Annotated in this window: 15 protein-coding genes and 1 pseudogene; 10 read left to right on the forward strand and 6 right to left on the reverse strand. The window is 60.0% G+C overall.

The features are described 5' to 3' along the window. Nucleotides 1-7: 7 nt before the first annotated feature. Genes CWM61_RS22165 through CWM61_RS22175 form a run of 3 tightly spaced genes read right to left on the reverse strand, consistent with a single transcriptional unit; the run spans nt 8 to nt 2,700 of the window. A complete protein-coding gene (locus CWM61_RS22165) occupies nt 8-433 on the reverse strand; it encodes a glycerol dehydratase small subunit DhaB3 (RefSeq protein ID WP_100631946.1) in 426 nt (141 codons plus the stop codon). Nucleotides 434-435: 2 nt separating this feature from the next. Further along, on the reverse strand, nt 436-1,020 hold the full coding sequence (locus CWM61_RS22170) for a propanediol/glycerol family dehydratase medium subunit (protein WP_074387547.1): 585 nt from the start codon (nt 1,018-1,020) through the stop codon (nt 436-438). 12 nt (nt 1,021-1,032) lie between these two features. Then, the gene (locus CWM61_RS22175) at nt 1,033-2,700 is read right to left on the reverse strand and encodes a propanediol/glycerol family dehydratase large subunit (RefSeq protein ID WP_100631947.1); all 1,668 of its coding nucleotides are present in this window, start codon (nt 2,698-2,700) and stop codon (nt 1,033-1,035) included. Nucleotides 2,701-3,114: 414 nt separating this feature from the next. On the opposite strand from CWM61_RS22175, the gene CWM61_RS22180 reads away from it, so the two are divergent. Genes CWM61_RS22180 through CWM61_RS22195 form a run of 4 tightly spaced genes read left to right on the forward strand, consistent with a single transcriptional unit; the run spans nt 3,115 to nt 5,633 of the window. Then, nucleotides 3,115-3,543, forward strand: coding sequence for a GlcG/HbpS family heme-binding protein (locus CWM61_RS22180; protein WP_074387546.1), 429 nt, complete (start codon nt 3,115-3,117; stop codon nt 3,541-3,543). Nucleotides 3,544-3,564: 21 nt separating this feature from the next. Continuing rightward, complete coding sequence (gene dhaT / locus CWM61_RS22185) at nt 3,565-4,728, forward strand: 1,3-propanediol dehydrogenase (protein ID WP_100631948.1); 1,164 nt, start codon at nt 3,565-3,567, stop codon at nt 4,726-4,728. A 20-nt stretch (nt 4,729-4,748) separates the two neighbouring features. Then, nucleotides 4,749-5,102 carry a glycerol dehydratase reactivase beta/small subunit family protein gene (locus CWM61_RS22190; protein WP_061153252.1) on the forward strand — a complete coding sequence of 118 codons (354 nt, stop codon included), beginning with the start codon at nt 4,749-4,751 and terminating at the stop codon, nt 5,100-5,102. After that, the gene (locus tag CWM61_RS22195) at nt 5,103-5,633 is read left to right on the forward strand and encodes a cob(I)yrinic acid a,c-diamide adenosyltransferase (protein WP_100631949.1); all 531 of its coding nucleotides are present in this window, start codon (nt 5,103-5,105) and stop codon (nt 5,631-5,633) included. Here CWM61_RS22195 and dhaR read toward each other — a convergent pair. Together dhaR and CWM61_RS22205 are read right to left on the reverse strand one after the other, a co-directional pair. Then, on the reverse strand, nt 5,611-7,536 hold the full coding sequence (gene dhaR, locus CWM61_RS22200; RefSeq protein ID WP_100631950.1) for a dihydroxyacetone kinase operon transcriptional regulator DhaR: 1,926 nt from the start codon (nt 7,534-7,536) through the stop codon (nt 5,611-5,613). The genes CWM61_RS22195 and dhaR overlap by 23 nt on opposite strands. Before the next feature lie 101 nt (nt 7,537-7,637). Continuing rightward, on the reverse strand, nt 7,638-8,735 hold the full coding sequence (locus CWM61_RS22205; protein WP_061153249.1) for a glycerol dehydrogenase: 1,098 nt from the start codon (nt 8,733-8,735) through the stop codon (nt 7,638-7,640). Between the two features lie 252 nt (nt 8,736-8,987). Between CWM61_RS22205 and CWM61_RS22210 the strand changes: the two are divergent. The 5 genes and pseudogenes from CWM61_RS22210 to CWM61_RS22235 all read left to right on the forward strand — a co-directional run bounded on the left by CWM61_RS22210 (nt 8,988) and on the right by CWM61_RS22235 (nt 14,218). After that, nucleotides 8,988-9,192 (forward strand): annotated as a pseudogene (locus CWM61_RS22210) (hypothetical protein). 155 nt (nt 9,193-9,347) lie between these two features. Then, nucleotides 9,348-10,418 (forward strand): dihydroxyacetone kinase subunit DhaK, encoded by a 1,071-nt coding sequence (gene dhaK / locus CWM61_RS22220; RefSeq protein ID WP_061153248.1) that lies wholly within the window; start codon nt 9,348-9,350, stop codon nt 10,416-10,418. Between the two features lie 10 nt (nt 10,419-10,428). Then, nucleotides 10,429-11,061 carry a dihydroxyacetone kinase subunit DhaL gene (gene dhaL / locus CWM61_RS22225; protein ID WP_100631951.1) on the forward strand — a complete coding sequence of 211 codons (633 nt, stop codon included), beginning with the start codon at nt 10,429-10,431 and terminating at the stop codon, nt 11,059-11,061. 10 nt (nt 11,062-11,071) lie between these two features. Beyond that, nucleotides 11,072-12,493, forward strand: coding sequence for a dihydroxyacetone kinase phosphoryl donor subunit DhaM (dhaM, locus tag CWM61_RS22230; RefSeq protein ID WP_100631952.1), 1,422 nt, complete (start codon nt 11,072-11,074; stop codon nt 12,491-12,493). A 75-nt stretch (nt 12,494-12,568) separates the two neighbouring features. Next, nucleotides 12,569-14,218 (forward strand): glycerone kinase, encoded by a 1,650-nt coding sequence (locus CWM61_RS22235; protein WP_074387540.1) that lies wholly within the window; start codon nt 12,569-12,571, stop codon nt 14,216-14,218. 153 nt (nt 14,219-14,371) lie between these two features. Here CWM61_RS22235 and CWM61_RS22240 read toward each other — a convergent pair whose 3' ends face one another. Next, nucleotides 14,372-15,148 carry a siderophore-interacting protein gene (locus CWM61_RS22240; protein WP_165784217.1) on the reverse strand — a complete coding sequence of 259 codons (777 nt, stop codon included), beginning with the start codon at nt 15,146-15,148 and terminating at the stop codon, nt 14,372-14,374. A 237-nt stretch (nt 15,149-15,385) separates the two neighbouring features. On the opposite strand from CWM61_RS22240, the gene CWM61_RS22245 reads away from it, so the two are divergent. Further along, complete coding sequence (locus CWM61_RS22245; protein WP_004181384.1) at nt 15,386-15,940, forward strand: PadR family transcriptional regulator; 555 nt, start codon at nt 15,386-15,388, stop codon at nt 15,938-15,940. The last annotated feature ends 93 nt before the right edge of the window (nt 15,941-16,033 follow it).

Genomic DNA, 16,033 nt, shown 5'->3' on the forward strand with positions numbered 1-16,033 from the left:
CCTCCGCTTAACTTCCTTTACGCAGCTTATGCCGCTGCTGATACACTTCCGCCGACTCCCGGACAAAGGCGGCATTCACCGTCGCATGCCAGGTGTGCTCCAGCTCGTCGGCGATCGCCAGCAGCTCCGCCCGTGAGGAGCGGAACGGGCGCAGCGCGTTATAGATAGCCAGAATGCGCTCGTCAGGAATGGCAATAAGCTCCGCCGCGCGGCGGAAATTGCGCGCCACCGCATGGCGCTGCATCTGCTCGGCAATCTGCGCCTGGTACTCAAGGGTCTGGCGGGAGATCCGCACATCCTGCGGGCCCACCTCGCCAGAGAGCACTTTCTCGAGGGTGATGTCGGTCAATGGTTTGCCGGTAGGCGTCAGGATATGCTCCGGGCAGCGGGTCGCTAACGGATAATCCTGCACGCGCATGGTTTTCTCGCTCATGGTCATTCCCTTACTAAGTCGACGTGCAGGGTGACGGGCTCGGCGTCCTGCACCACATGTTTGGTCTCTTTGATATGAAACAGGGCGGCTTTGGCCATAAATTTCGGCCGCACCATCTGGTCGTTCACCACCGGCACCGGCGAAGGTGACTCTTTGCGCGCATAGCGCGCGGCGTTTTTGCCAATCTGCCGGTAGGTCTCCAGCGTCAGCAGCGGCGCCTGGGAGAACAGCTCCAGGTTGCTGAGCGGCAGCAGATCGCGCTGATGGATGACCGTGGTCCCCTTCGACTGGATACCAATGCCGATCCCCGAGCCGCTCAGGTTCGCCGCATCCCAGGCCATAAAGGAGACATCGGACGTGCGCAGAATGCGCACCACCCGGGCGTGAAGCCCCTCTTCTTCCACACCGGCAATCAGCTCTTTGAGGATCGCGCCATGGGGCATATCGATCAGAGTGTGATGCTGGTGTTTATCGAAGGCAGGGCCGACACCAATCACCACTTCATCGGCGCGCTCATCGGCAGAAGCCGCCTCGCCCTCGCGGGTCTTCAGGGTAAAAGAGGGCTGATTTTGGGTTGTCTGTTGCACAGGAATACCGCCTTATTCAATGGTGTCGGGCTGAATCACGCCCGGAATATTTTTGATCTCCGCCCAGCGTTCGGCGGAGATGCGATAGCCGGTGCCCGGCCCCTGATAGTCATTGATGTCGTTGACCGCGCTCACCACCTCGAACTGCCGATCGAGAATGGCCGAGGTCTGCAGGTAATCGCCGGTGACCCGCTGGCGCAGCATATTGAGAATATTGCTGGCGATATCCTCAAAGCCGCTGCGGCTCAACGCACCGACAATATCGAGGCCGGTGATGTTGCGCTTCATCATCTCTTCCACCGCGTTCAGATCCTCCACCACGTTACGCGGCGGCATCTCGTTGCTGCCGTGCGCGTAGGTGGCGGCCTCCACCTCCTCGTCGGCGATCGGCGGCAGCCCCAGCTCGCGGAAAACCGCCTGGATCGCCCGCGCCGCTTTCTGACGAATGGCGATGGTTTCCGCCTCGGTCACCGGACGCAGACCGCCATCGACCATCAGGTCACGCTGCAGGATGTTGTAATCATCAAAATCTTCCGCATCGAAGTTCGAGCCGGCGAACATGTTGTCGTAGTTCGGCACCGCGCTGTAGCCGGAGAAAATAAAGTCGGTGCCCGGCAGCATCTGCATCAGGGTGCGCGCGGTGCGGCGGATATCCGAGTGGGAGAAGGTCTGGTCGTTGGCCGATGCCACCTCGAGATCGAGCATGGAGGCGATCAGGTTTTCCGCCAGCACCGCCCGAATGCCCGACGGCACGGCGCCGGTCATGCCGATGCAGCTCACCGCCCCGTTCTGCAGCCCCTGCACCCCAGCGCCTTTGGTAATAAAGATGCAGCGCGATTCGAGGTAGAGCATCGACTTGCTCTCCGAATAGCCCATCAGCGCTTCGGAGCCGGTGCCGGAGGTGTAGCGCATTTTCAACCCGCGGGAGGCGTAGGCCGAGGCGAGGAACGCCTTTGACCACGGCGTATCATCGCCGTCGGTAAATACCGCCTCGGTACCGTAGACCGACACCGTCTCGGCGTAGCTGGTTAAGCCACGCATGCCCAGCTCCAGCTCGGTGGCCTCTTCCACCGAGCATTGCGTCAACACGCCGGGGCGGCCGCACTGCGAACCGACCAACAGCGCCAGGGCGTTAAACGGCGCGTAGCGCGCGATACCGACCGTGGTCTCCTGCTCGGAGAAGCCGCGGATCCCGGCCTCGGCGGCGTCGGCGGCAATCTGAACCGGATTATCTTTGAGGTTGGTGACGTGGCATTGGTTGGAGGGGGTCCGACGGGCGCGCATCTTCTGCAGCGCCATCATCATCTCCACCACGTTCATCTGCGCCATCACTTCAACCGCTTTGGCCGGCGTGATGGCGGTGGTGATGGCAATGATCTCCTCCCGGCTGACGTGAATATCCACCAGCATGCGGGCTATTTCCAGCGCCTCCAGGCGCATCGCCTGCTCCGTGCGCTCAACGTTGATCGCGTAATCGGCGATAAACCGGTCGATCATGTCAAACTGGTCCCGGCGCTTGCCGTCCAGCTCGACGATCAGACCGTTTTCCACTTTTACCGACGAGACCGGGTCAAAGGGGCTTTCCATCGCGATCAGCCCCTCTTCAGGCCACTCGCCAATCAATCCGTCCTGATTAACAGGGCGCTGGGCCAGTACTGCAAATCGTTTTGATCTTTTCATTGTTCATGGGCTCAAAAGGTGAAATCCGCAGGCGGTAGCGAACACGCCGGGCCAGCGTCACCGCCCACCCGGCCATTACCGGCAATAGCGGAACTTTAAATGAGCCAGTGCTGAAAAAAATAAAATTAATTTCGTTTCAATTTGGCACGTTAAATCGGCAAACAGTTTCACTGTGAAACTCCATCCCCACGGCAAAAATAAAAAATGTGATCATCAGCAATGATATAAATCAATTAATTAAAAAAGCCTCCCCTCGCGTTTTTCCGAAGCCGTTTTAGACCTATTGACTAAATCATGGCGGGCGACAAAATAACGCTAACAAAAATAAAGCAAGCCAACCGACTGGTGATAGTTTTTTACTATCGCCCCCTACTGACTATGCGCGACAGCATTATCCTGGCGCGGGAGAGAATGATGGAAAAGAGCCAACAAGTTCAGACAATCACCCTGGCCGCCGCCCAGAAAATGGCGGCAGCGGTGCAACAAAAAGCCACTGAGATCAACGTACCTGTGGTATTTTCCGTGGTCGACCGCGGAGGTAATACGCTGCTTATCCAGCGGATGGACGAGGCCTTCGTCTCCAGCTGCGATATTTCCCTGAATAAAGCCTGGAGCGCCTGCAGCCTCAAACAAGGTACCCATGAAATTACGCCAGCGGTCCAGCCCGGACAATCTCTGTATGGTCTTCAGCTAACCAACCAACAGCGAATTATTATTTTTGGCGGTGGCCTGCCCGTTATTTTTAATGAGCAGGTGATTGGCGCCGTCGGCGTTAGCGGCGGTACGGTTGAGCAGGATCAATTATTAGCCCAGTGCGCCCTGGATTGTTTTTCCGCATTATAACCTGAAGCGAGAAGGTATATTATGAGCTATCGTATGTTTGATTATCTGGTGCCAAACGTTAATTTTTTCGGCCCCAACGCTATTTCCGTGGTCGGCGAACGCTGCCAGCTGCTGGGGGGGAAAAAAGCCCTGCTGGTCACCGACAAAGGCCTGCGGGCAATTAAAGATGGCGCGGTGGATAAAACCCTGCATTATCTGCGGGAGGCCGGTATAGAGGTGGCGATCTTTGACGGCGTCGAGCCCAACCCAAAAGACACCAACGTGCGTGACGGCCTCGCCGTATTTCGCCGCGAACAGTGCGACATCATCGTTACTGTGGGCGGCGGCAGCCCGCACGACTGCGGCAAAGGCATCGGCATCGCCGCCACCCATGAGGGCGATCTGTACCAGTATGCCGGAATCGAGACCCTGACCAACCCGCTGCCGCCCATCGTCGCGGTCAACACCACCGCCGGCACCGCCAGCGAGGTCACCCGCCACTGCGTCCTGACCAACACCCAAACCAAAGTGAAGTTTGTGATCGTCAGCTGGCGCAACCTGCCGTCGGTCTCCATCAACGATCCGCTGCTAATGATCGGCAAACCGGCCGCCCTGACCGCGGCGACCGGGATGGATGCCCTGACCCACGCCGTAGAGGCCTATATCTCCAAAGACGCCAACCCGGTCACTGACGCCGCCGCCATGCAGGCGATCCGCCTCATCGCCCGCAATCTGCGCCAGGCCGTGGCCCTCGGCAGCAACCTTCAGGCACGGGAAAATATGGCCTACGCCTCTCTGCTGGCCGGGATGGCCTTCAATAACGCCAACCTCGGCTACGTGCACGCCATGGCGCACCAGCTGGGCGGGCTGTACGACATGCCGCACGGCGTGGCCAACGCCGTCCTGCTGTCGCACGTGGCGCGCTATAACCTGATCGCCAACCCGGAAAAATTCGCTGATATCGCTGAACTGATGGGCGAAAACATAGCCGGACTGTCCACCCTCGACGCGGCGGAAAAAGCGATCGCCGCTATCACGCGTCTGTCGATGGATATCGGTATTCCGCAGCATCTGCGCGATCTGGGGGTAAAAGAGGCCGACTTCCCGTACATGGCGGAGATGGCCCTGAAAGACGGCAACGCGTTCTCGAACCCGCGTAAAGGCAACGAGCAGGAGATTGCCGCGATTTTCCGCCAGGCCTTCTAAGGGTTAACGAGGGGACCGTCATGACGCTTTCACCGCCAGGCGTACGCCTGTTTTACGATCCGCGCGGGCACCATGCCGGCGCCATCAATGAGCTGTGCTGGGGGCTGGAGGAGCAGGGGGTCCCCTGCCAGACCATAACCTATGACGGAGGCGGTGACGCCGGTACGCTGAGCGCGCTGGCGGCCAGAAGCTCGCCCCTGCGGGTAGGCATCGGGCTCAGCGCGTCCGGCGAGATAGCCCTAACCCATGCCCAATTGCCCGCGGACGCGCCGCTGGCCACCGGGCACATCACCGATAGCGGCGATCATCTGCGTACGCTCGGCGCCAACGCCGGGCAGCTGGTAAAAGTTCTACCGTTAAGTGAGAGAAACTGAATGTACCGTATCTATACCCGCACCGGGGATAAAGGCACCACCGCCCTGTACGGCGGCAGCCGCATCGAGAAAAACCATATTCGCGTCGAAGCTTACGGTACCGTCGATGAACTGATATCCCAGTTGGGCGTCTGCTACGCCACGACCCACGACGCCGGGCTGCGGGAAAGCCTGCATCAGATTCAGGAGACGCTGTTTGTGCTGGGGGCTGAACTGGCCAGCGATGAGCGGGGTCTGGCCCGCCTGAGCCAGACGATCGGCGAAGAGGAGATCACCGCCCTGGAGCGGCTTATCGACCGCAATATGGCCGAGAGCGGCCCGTTAAAACAGTTTGTGATCCCGGGGAAGAATCTCGCCTCCGCCCAGCTGCACGTGGCGCGCACGGTGGCCCGTCGGCTCGAACGCTTGCTGATGGCCATGGACCGCTCGCATCCGCTGCGCGACGCGCTCAAACGCTACAGCAATCGTCTGTCGGATGCCCTGTTCTCCATGGCGCGTATCGAGGAGACTAGGCCTGATGCTTGCGCTTGAACTGGCTGGCGTCAATATCGTACTGCTTCATTTTGCGCCACAGGGTAGTGCGGCCGATATTGAGCAGCTGCGACATCTCCTGCACCCGCCCGCTGGTCACCCGGGCGGCGTGAATGATGGCTTCCTTTTCGATGGCGCTAAAGGTCAGGCTGGCCGGCAGCAGCGATGACGCGCTATCCCCGCCCGGCCGCTCGGAAAAGAGATATTCCGGCAGATTACTCAGGCGAATGTGGCCGTTATCGCTGCTGATGGCGATGTTTTCAATGACGCTGTTGAGTTCAAAATCATTCCCCGGCCACGAGTAGGCCACCAGCTGCGCCAGCGCGTCATCGTCTACTTTCAGCCGCGAAGAGAAACGCTTCTCCAGGCTTTTCAGCCGGTTATGCACCAGCGACGGGATACTGTTGCGCCGGGCGCGCAGCGGCGGGATGACTATCTCGAACGAGTGCAGCGCATAGTACAGCTGGCGGCTAAAGCGGTTCTGTTCCACCAGGTTGGCCAGATCGACGGTGGTGGTGGCAATCACCTTCACATCCACCGGGATCAGGCGCCGGGCGTCGAGGCGAGTGAGCACCCCCTGCTTAATCACCTGCAGCAGGGCCGACTGCAGCTCCGGCGCCAGATACTCAATCTTTTCCAGAAACAGGGTGCCGCCGTTGGCCAGCTCAAGCCGGCTCAGGCGGCCATTCTCATCGTCAGTGGGGGCGCTGCCCATAAAGTCCTGGCCCAGCACGCTGTCGGCATACAGCTGGCAGTTGACGGCGATATAAGGGCCGCCCGCCCGTTCGCTTTCATTGTGGATGGCCTGGCTCAGCAGCTCTTTCCCAACCCCCTCTTCGCCGCATAGCAGCACCGGGAAGCCGCCGCGCGCCGCCTGACGGCCAAAGTGGATCAGGCGCCGGGTTTCCGGATCGTCGGCTGACATCTGCTCAAAGGTGTGGCTGACTTTACCCAGCTGGCTGGTCATCAGCTGTCGCATCTGCTCCACCGGGTGCAGGAGCAGGATAAAGCTGTTGCCTTGTGCTTCGACAATCGGTTTTAAGGTGATCACCGCGTCGACAAACTGATGCTGGCTTTCGAAAGTGACTTCAACGTGATTCAGGCCGCGGGCGTGCTTGATGGCGCGGCGCAACAGCGCCGGGAGGGTCACCAGATCGGCGATATTTTTTCCCTGGCTGGCCTGGGTATCAAGATGCAGCAGTCTTGCCGCCTGAACATTGAGAAACTGCAGGACGCCCTGCTCGTTCCACGCCATCACGCCATCGTCCATGCTCTCCAGCAGGCCATACATCTGATTGAGGTGGCGGTTGGACTCCGCCAGCAGGCTGTCGGTGAGCAGGGAATTCCCCACTTCGCGGGCGATGGCCAGCGTCAGGGAGAGGTCGGCGCTGGACTGCTGCTCCACCAGGCAGCCGAGGGAGATGGAGCCGAACAACCGCCCGTGGTTATCAAACACCGGCGTCGAACAGAAACTCCACGGCTGCAGCGCCTGCTTAAAATGCTGATCGCCGGCGGTGTTAATCGGCTGCCCCTGCATCGCGGCCAGTGACAGCGCGCAGCTGCCGATAATGCTCTCCGCGCAGTAGCTGCCGTCGCGAAATCCCAGTTCAGCCAGCTGCGCCAGGGTTTGCGGTTCACCGCAGCGACTCAGGATGCAGGCGGACTCATCAAGAATAAACAGCGCGCAGGGACGGCCGTCCATAAACTCCCAGGCGTCCTCCAGCGCCGCCTGACCAATGGTCAGCAGCGCAGTTTTACGCCGACAGATCGAGTCGAAGGTCAGGCCCTGGGCCTGGTGCGGCGTTTGCCAGGTTTCGCGCTGCATAAACTTGCTGCAGCGATGCCATGACTGGGCGATGACGGAAGAGACCGCCTTCCCGGTATCCTGAGTCTGAACAGTCATATCCTTTTCCGCGTTTTACCATAGAGAACCCCTCCGGCAGCAACTGCCAGAGGGGAGAAAGAAAAACCGCTGACCTGCGCCAGCGGTTTAGTCACAGCGAATTAACGCGCCAGCCACTGCTGGCCTAACAGATCGGCGGTGAGGATAGCGGCGTGAACGCTCTCCGGGGTCACTGCAAACGGCATATTGTGAATGGTTTCCCCTTCCGCGCAGGTGGCTTTCGCCACCGCGGCGATTTTCGCGTCGATCCCCTCTTTGACACCCATCTGCGCGAGCGTCACCGGCAGACCAACGCGCTGACAGAAGCCCAGCACGGTTTCAATCTCGTCCAGCGGGCTGTTCTGCAGCACCAGCTGCGCCAGGGTACCGAAGGCCACTTTCTCACCGTGATACAGGTGATGGCACTCTTCGAGGATAGTGAAGCCATTGTGGATCGCATGGGCGGCGGCGAGGCCGCTGCTTTCAAAACCAATGCCGCTGAGGTAGGTGTTCGCCTCGATGATGCGCTCCAGCGCTTCGGTCACCACCCCGGCCTGTGCCGCCAGACGCGCCTTTTCGCCCTCTGCCAGCAGCGTATCATAGCACAGGCGGGCGAGGCTCAGCGCCGCCTCGGTGGACTGCCCCCCGGCCATGCTGGTGGCGCGCGCATCGTAGCAGGCCTTGGCCTCAAACCAGGTGGAGAGCGCATCGCCCATGCCGGAGACCAGCAGACGCACCGGCGCTTTGGCAATAATCGCCGTGTCCATCACCACCATATCCGGGTTTTTCGGATAGATCAGATATTCTTCAAACTCGCCCGCTTCGGTGTAGATCACTGACAGCGCGCTGGTCGGCGCATCGGTTGAGGCGATGGTCGGGATCACCACCACCGGCAGCTTCTGGTAATAACCGATCGCCTTCGCGGTATCGAGGGTTTTACCGCCGCCGATGCCGACCACGCCGCGGCAGCCCTGTTTTTGCAAAATCGCCATCAGCCGGTTAATTTCCGCATGGCTGCATTCGCCGTTAAACCGTTCCGCATGGCAGCGAATATCGTGACTCTGCAGGCCATTCACCACTTTCTCCCCCGCCAGCTTCATCACGAAGTCGTCGGCGATGACGAAGAAGCTCTCCGCCAGGTTTTTGGCATATTGACCGAACAGGACAGCAGCATCAGGACCCTGAAGATATTTGGCTGGAGATTGAATAACTTTTAGCATTCCTTTCACCCTCAAATAAGTGCGCATGTAGACATGATGAGCCCTGGCGTTATCCGCGCCGGCCGGTAAAACGCGGCCTGAATGGAACGGTACCGGAGCAGTGCGATCACTGTAGGGCCGGCAGGGAACAAAAAAATCTTTCACCTTTTTGTTCTGATATGAAACACAGCTTAAATTTTTACGTTTCATATTGGAACAAAAAACCCTACTCTCCGTCAGGATTGCGATCGCGATCCGCTCCTCTGCCGCATAATGCCCTTACCATCCCCCTTTTTCGGCCGTCTTTTCTCCCACTGTCGGATGAAAATCAGCAAAAAATTTTTTCCCACCCGCTTCGTCAGCCCCCCCTGACCGGCGCCTATGGCAGGAGAAAAAAAGCGCGCCAGCTCGCATTTTCATCGTTTCCTCAGCAAAAACGTTCCATAAAGAAACAAAACCAGGAAGCAATGTTTCGTAATGGAACCTAATCGCAGGGGCATTCTTTTTTTCGCCCGCTCAGCCAGAATCATCATATCGCCAGGCACGCTGCACCGTCAGACGATACCCCTACACGATGACCGCCTCCGTCAGCAGAGAGGCTGCATCGAACCTTCTCCAACGGAGCACTGAATAATGAAAAAGCTGATTAACCGTGTTGAAGATGTACTGAATGAACAATTACAGGGGCTGGCTAAAGCCCATCCGCAATTGACCCTGCATCAGGACCCGCTGTATGTCACCCGCGCCGACGCGCCGGTGGCCGGCAAGGTTGCCCTGCTCTCCGGCGGCGGCAGCGGCCATGAGCCGATGCACTGCGGCTACATCGGCCAGGGGATGCTCTCTGGCGCCTGCCCGGGGGAAATCTTCACCTCGCCGACGCCGGACAAAATGTTCGAATGCGCGATGCAAATTGACGGCGGCGAAGGCGTTCTGCTGATTATCAAAAACTACACCGGCGACATCCTGAACTTCGAAACCGCCACCGAGCTGCTGCATGAGAGCGGCATTAAAGTCACCACCGTAGTGGTCGACGACGACGTGGCGGTGAAAGACAGCCTCTATACCGCCGGTCGCCGCGGCGTTGCCAATACCGTGTTGATCGAAAAACTGGTCGGCGCCGCCGCCGAGCGCGGCGACTCGCTGGAAGCCTGTGCTGAACTGGGCCGCCGCCTGAACAATCTCGGCCACTCGATTGGTATCGCCCTCGGCGCCTGCACTGTACCCGCCGCCGGGCAGCCCTCCTTTACGCTGAAAGATGACGAGATGGAGTTTGGCGTCGGCATTCACGGCGAGCCGGGCATCGACCGCCGCCGCTTCAGCTCGCTGGACCAAACCGTCGATGAGATGTTCGATACCCTGCTGGAAAACGGCGCCTACAGCCGCACGCTGCGCCAGTGGGATACCGTCAAGGGCGCGTGGCAGGAAGTGAAGCAGAGCAAAACCGCGTTGCAAAACGGCGACCGGGTTATCGCGCTGGTCAATAACCTCGGCGCCACCCCGCTTTCTGAACTGTATGGCGTGTATAACCGCCTCGCCCAGCGCTGCGAAGCGTCCGGCATCATCATCGAACGCAACCTCATCGGCAGCTACTGTACCTCACTGGATATGTCGGGCTTCTCCATCACTCTGCTGAAAGTGGATGATGAGACGCTGGCGCTATGGGACGCCCCGGTTCATACCCCGGCGCTGAACTGGGGAAACTAAGGAGCACACCATGTCACTGAACAGAACGCAAATCGTCGACTGGCTGTACCGCTGCGGCGATATCTTCACCAAACAGAGCGACTTTCTCACCGGCCTCGATAAAGAGATCGGCGATGCCGACCACGGCCTCAATATGCACCGCGGCTTCAGCAAGGTGGTGGAAAAGCTGCCGTCGATCGCAGATAAAGACATCGGCTTTATTCTCAAAAATACCGGTATGACGCTGCTCTCCAACGTTGGCGGCGCCAGCGGCCCGCTGTTCGGCACCTTCTTTATTCGCGCCGCGCAGGTCACCCAGGCCCACCAAAGCCTGACCCTCGACGAACTGTACCTGATGATCCGCGAAGGCGCGGACGGGGTGGTCAACCGCGGCAAAGCGGAGCCAGGGGATAAAACCATGTGCGACGTCTGGCTGCCGGTGGCGGACTCCCTGCGCCAGTCCAGCGAGCAGCACCTGTCGATCGCCGCCGCGCTGGATACCGCCTGCGAAGTGGCCGAGCGCGCCGCCCACGCCACCATCACTATGCAGGCGCGTAAAGGCCGCGCCAGCTATCTCGGCGAGCGCAGCATCGGACATCAGGATCCCGGCGCGACCTCGGTGCTGTTTATGGTTCAGATGCTGGCCGCCGCCGCCAAAGAGTAAGGAAATCGCGATGGTAAACCTGGTTATTGTTTCTCATAGCGCCCGGCTGGGCGAAGGTGTCGGAGAACTGGCCCGGCAGATGTTAATGAACGATGGCTGCAAGCTGGCGATCGCCGCCGGGATCGACGATCCCGACAGCCCGATCGGCACCGATCCAATAAAAGTCATGGAAGCGATTGAATCCGTCGCCGATACCGATCACGTGCTGGTGATGATGGATATCGGCAGCGCGTTGCTCAGCGCCGAAACCGCCCTCGATCTGCTCGATCCGGCGATAGCCGCGAAAGTACGGCTGTGCGCCGCGCCGCTGGTGGAGGGAACGCTGGCGGCCACCGTCAGCGCCGCCTCCGGCGCCGGGATCGACAAGGTGATCGCCGATGCCATGAGCGCTCTGGAAGCCAAGCGGATCCAACTGGGTTTACCTTCGCCAACCCCTGACGCCGCGCCAACGCCGACGCTTGCCGACGACGGCGACCGCAAATCGCTTGCGGTGATCATTCAGAACCACAACGGCCTGCACGTGCGACCGGCGTCGAAGCTGGTCGCCGCGCTGGCGGGTTTTAATGCCGATCTGCTGCTGGAGAAAAACGGGAAGTGCGTCAAACCGGACAGCCTCAACCAAATCGCGCTATTGCAGGTACGCCGCAACGATAAACTGCGCCTGCTGGCCCGCGGTCCGGATGCCGACGCGGCGCTGGCGGCGTTTCAGGCGCTGGCCGCCGATAACTTCGGTGAATCACCTGCGGGGCAACCGGCAGCGGCTCCGGCAACGCCCGAGCGCGTCGAAGGCGTTGCGCTGCGCTATCCGCTGGCCCTGATCCAGCCAGTCAGCCCGGCTGCCGCCGATGTCGCCCGCGAACAGCAGCGCCTGCGCCGGGCCATTGACCAGACGCTGGCGGATCTCACCGCCCTGACCGAGCTGGCAGAAAATAAATTGAACGCCGACATCGCGGCGATCTTCGCCGGGCACCAAACTCTGCTCGATGATGACGATCTGTTTGATGCCGCCAACGATCGTCTGCTCACCGAACAATGCTCGGCGGAATGGGCGTGGCATCAGGTGCTGATGGAGATCAGCCACCAGTACCGCCAGCTGGATGACCCCTATCTGCAGGCGCGCTACATCGATATCGAAGATATTCTGCAGCGCACCCTGCGCCATCTGCAGGGTATTCAGGAGACGCTGCCGACGCCCGGCGAGCCGACGATTATTATTGCCGACAACATTTATCCATCGACCGTCTTACAGCTGGATGCCAGCCTCGTCAAAGGCCTGTGCCTGCGCGACGGCAGCGAACAGGCCCACGGCGCGATTATCGCCCGCGCCGCGGGGATCGCCTGGCTGTGCCTGCAGGGCGAGGCGCTGAATGATATTCAGCCTGGCGAAGCCATCGCGCTCGATATGCGTAACCAACGCCTTATCCGTGACTAAAATTCACGTTGACCGTTACCGCTCCGGAGGCCTGCCTCCGGAGGGTGAGTTTTCGCTTATTCTTCAGGAACCACTATGTCTCAATTCTTTTTTAACCAGCGCGCCAGCCTCGTCAACGATGTGATTGAGGGAACCATTATCGCCAGCCCGTGGAATAACCTCGCCCGGCTGGAGAGCGACCCGGCGATCCGGGTAGTGGTCCGTCGCGACCTGAATAAAAACAACGTAGCGGTGATCTCCGGCGGCGGCGCCGGCCATGAACCGGCGCACGTCGGCTTTATTGGTAAAGGCATGCTGACCGCTGCAGTCTGCGGCGATCTGTTCGCCTCACCGAGCGTCGACGCGGTGCTTACCGCCATTCAGGCGGTGACCGGCGAGGCAGGTTGCCTGCTGGTCGTCAAAAACTACACCGGCGACCGGCTTAACTTCGGCCTGGCGGCGGAGAAAGCGCGCCGACTCGGCTATAACGTTGAAATGCTGATCGTTGGCGACGACATTTCGCTGCCGGATAACAAACAGCCGCGCGGCATCGCCGGGACCATCCTGGTACATAAAGTGGCGGGCTATTTCGCCGAGCGCGGCTTCAACCTCGCCACCGTCCTGCGTGAAGCGCAATACGCCGCCAACCATACCGCCAGTATCGGGGTGGCGCTGGCCAGCTGTCATCTGCCGCAGGAAGCGGAAAGCGCGCCGCGCCATCAGGCCGGTCACGCCGAGCTGGGAATGGGCATCCACGGTGAGCCCGGGGCCTCAACCATCGCCACGCATAACAGCGCGGAAATCGTCAACCTGATGGTGGAAAAACTGACTGACGCCCTGCCGGAAACCGGCCGCCTGGCGGTGATGCTTAATAACCTCGGCGGCGTGTCGGTGGCTGAGATGGCGATCCTCACCCACGAGCTGGCCAACACCCCGCTGCAGGCGCGCGTTGACTGGCTGATAGGCCCGGCCTCGCTGGTGACAGCGCTGGATATGAAAGGCTTCTCGCTGACCACCATCGTGCTGGAAGAGAGTATTGAGAAAGCCCTGCTGTCGGATGTGGAAACCGCCAGCTGGCAGAAGCCGGTGCAGCCGCGGGCAGTTAACATCATGCCGTCCACTCTCGCCAGCGCGCGCGTCGACTTTACGCCCTCAACCAACCCGCAGGTGGACGATTACGTCGCGCAGGTGACCAGCACCCTCTCCGGCCTTGAAGCCCATCTCAACGCGCTGGACGCCAAAGTGGGCGACGGCGATACCGGCTCCACCTTCGCCGCCGGGGCGCGTGAGATTGCCGACCTGCTGCAGCGCCAGCAGTTGCCGCTAAACGATCTGCCAACGCTGTTCGCGCTGATCGGCGAACGCCTGACGGTGGTGATGGGCGGCTCCAGCGGGGTATTGATGTCGATCTTCTTCACCGCTGCCGGGCAGAAGCTGGGGCAAGGCGCCAGCGTGGCCGAGGCGCTGAACGCCGGCCTGGAGCAGATGAAGTTTTACGGCGGAGCCGATGAGGGAGACCGGACGATGATCGACGCTCTGCAGCCGGCGCTGGCGGCGCTGCTCGCCGAACCGGATAATCTGCAGGCCGCTTTTGCCGCGGCGCAGGCCGGCGCGGATCGCACCTGCCAGTCGGGCAAAGCTGGCGCCGGACGAGCGTCCTATCTCAATAGCGATAGCCTGCTCGGCAATATGGACCCCGGCGCCCACGCGGTGGCGATGGTGTTTAAGGCGCTCGCGGAACGATAAGTCTCCCCCGGTGGCGCAGCGCTTACCGGGGCGACGTCACACCGCCGCATGATAGGTCGGGAAAGGCGTTAGCCGCCACCCGACAAAAAAACGGCACCGCCGGTAGCCCGGATAAGGCGCAAGCCGCTATCCGGGTTTTACCACGATGGCTGTTTACTTGCTGTGCCAGTACGCCTGGGAACGCACCAGTTGCTGATCGATACTCTCGTCTTCAAAGCGTGCCAGCAGCGATTTCACCACCGCGCCTTCGCCGGTCAGCCAGATGAAATAATCCTCCGCCGGCACCTTAACCTGCGCCAGACGCTCGGCAACGAACGCCGGATTGTGGCCCACCACCCACTCGATGTTAAAGCCGTCGAGATCCGCCAGATAATCTTTAAATGACGCATCGGCGATTGTGACGATGGCTGTCACCTGCGGCGTCACCGGCAGCTGGCGTAATCCCAGCAGACGACGACGCAGCGCCGGCATGCCGGACTCATCGCAGACATACAGTTGCCAGGCATAATCTTCCGGCACCACCAGCGAGCCGCGCGGCCCGCCGATCACCAGCTTATCGCCCACTTTTGCTTCCAGCGCCCAACGGCTGGCAATTCCGCCATCGTGGATATAGAAATCGTAAGCCAGCTCGTGACGTTCGGCATCGTACAGCGGCGTATAGTCGCGGGTGGCTGGCCGCACGCCCTCGCCCCAGTCAATCCCCTCCTCGGTCACCTGCGGCGGGGCAAATGCCGCGCCCGGCTCCGGGAAGAAAAGCTTGGTATGATCGTCAAAGCCGCGGGAAGCGAAGCCTTCCAGCGCCTCGCCTCCCAGCACGATGCGCTGGAACGCCGCGCCAACGCGCTCCACACGCAGGACCGTCAGCTCACGGAAACGCAGCTCATTGCGGACACGCTGCGGGTACTTGTCTGCTTTTGTTTTTGTCATCATCGATTGCCTTCGTGAACGGTAAATAGATATATCTAAACTTGATGCAAATGATAATGATTGCCAACTAAAAAGAATGCAAGTCTTTTTTTGATATAGTCAAAACAAACCGCATCAAAATCCACAACCATAAAATAATTACATATATATCAATATATTAAAAAATAAATAGCAACCAGCATTGCGAACATTCATTTTTTAGATATAAATTAGATATATCAAAAACAGCAGGAGGTAACCATGCGACATCATCATGAAGAAGGGCGTGGGCCACGCGGGCGCCACGGTGACCCCAGCGAACACGGCGACCATGGCCGCCGCGGCGGCGGACGTCGCCAGCGTTTCTTTGGCCACGGCGAGCTACGGTTGATCATTCTGGACATCCTCAGCCGCAGCGCCAGCCACGGCTATGAGCTGATCAAAGAGATCGAAACGCTTACCCAGGGGAACTACAGCCCCAGCCCGGGAGTGATCTACCCGACGCTGGATCTGCTCCAGGACCAGGGCCTTATCAGCGTGGAAGACGACAACGGACGCAAAAAAATCGTCATCAGCGAGGAGGGAAAACAGCTGCACGCGGAGAACCAGGAGCATCTGGCCCATATCCAGGAGCGCCTGCAGGCCCGGATGGTCGGCTGTGAGTTGCGAAGAGATCCGCAGATGAAGCGCGCGCTGGAAAACTTCAAAGCGGTCCTCGACCTGAAAGTGAACCAGCAGGCCAGCAGTGCCGCCCAGCTCAAGCAGATCATCGGCATTATCGACCGGGCGGCGATGGAGATCTCTCAGCTCGACTAAGCCTCTTTTTTCACCACCGGCTGCCCCGTGCCAGGGCAGCCCGCACCACGGCGGATCGCCCCGCTCACCGCAGCAAGGCAGAAAATCTTGTCG

This window comes from Klebsiella sp. K-Nf6 (assembly GCF_002806655.1).
GTDB classification, from domain to species: Bacteria; Pseudomonadota; Gammaproteobacteria; order Enterobacterales; family Enterobacteriaceae; genus Klebsiella; species Klebsiella variicola.

Coding starts and splice junctions, on each gene's coding strand:
- CWM61_RS22175 (WP_100631947.1), bottom strand. CDS start 2,700: ATGAAAAGATCAAAACGATTTGCAGTACTGGCCCAGCGCCCTGTTAAT.
- dhaR (WP_100631950.1), bottom strand. CDS start 7,536: ATGACTGTTCAGACTCAGGATACCGGGAAGGCGGTCTCTTCCGTCATC.
- CWM61_RS22240 (WP_165784217.1), bottom strand. CDS start 15,148: ATGATGACAAAAACAAAAGCAGACAAGTACCCGCAGCGTGTCCGCAAT.
- CWM61_RS22235 (WP_074387540.1), top strand. CDS start 12,569: ATGTCTCAATTCTTTTTTAACCAGCGCGCCAGCCTCGTCAACGATGTG.
- CWM61_RS22245 (WP_004181384.1), top strand. CDS start 15,386: ATGCGACATCATCATGAAGAAGGGCGTGGGCCACGCGGGCGCCACGGT.
- dhaK (WP_061153248.1), top strand. CDS start 9,348: ATGAAAAAGCTGATTAACCGTGTTGAAGATGTACTGAATGAACAATTA.
- dhaT (WP_100631948.1), top strand. CDS start 3,565: ATGAGCTATCGTATGTTTGATTATCTGGTGCCAAACGTTAATTTTTTC.
- CWM61_RS22180 (WP_074387546.1), top strand. CDS start 3,115: ATGGAAAAGAGCCAACAAGTTCAGACAATCACCCTGGCCGCCGCCCAG.
- CWM61_RS22190 (WP_061153252.1), top strand. CDS start 4,749: ATGACGCTTTCACCGCCAGGCGTACGCCTGTTTTACGATCCGCGCGGG.
- dhaL (WP_100631951.1), top strand. CDS start 10,429: ATGTCACTGAACAGAACGCAAATCGTCGACTGGCTGTACCGCTGCGGC.
- dhaM (WP_100631952.1), top strand. CDS start 11,072: ATGGTAAACCTGGTTATTGTTTCTCATAGCGCCCGGCTGGGCGAAGGT.
- CWM61_RS22165 (WP_100631946.1), bottom strand. CDS start 433: ATGAGCGAGAAAACCATGCGCGTGCAGGATTATCCGTTAGCGACCCGC.
- CWM61_RS22195 (WP_100631949.1), top strand. CDS start 5,103: ATGTACCGTATCTATACCCGCACCGGGGATAAAGGCACCACCGCCCTG.
- CWM61_RS22205 (WP_061153249.1), bottom strand. CDS start 8,735: ATGCTAAAAGTTATTCAATCTCCAGCCAAATATCTTCAGGGTCCTGAT.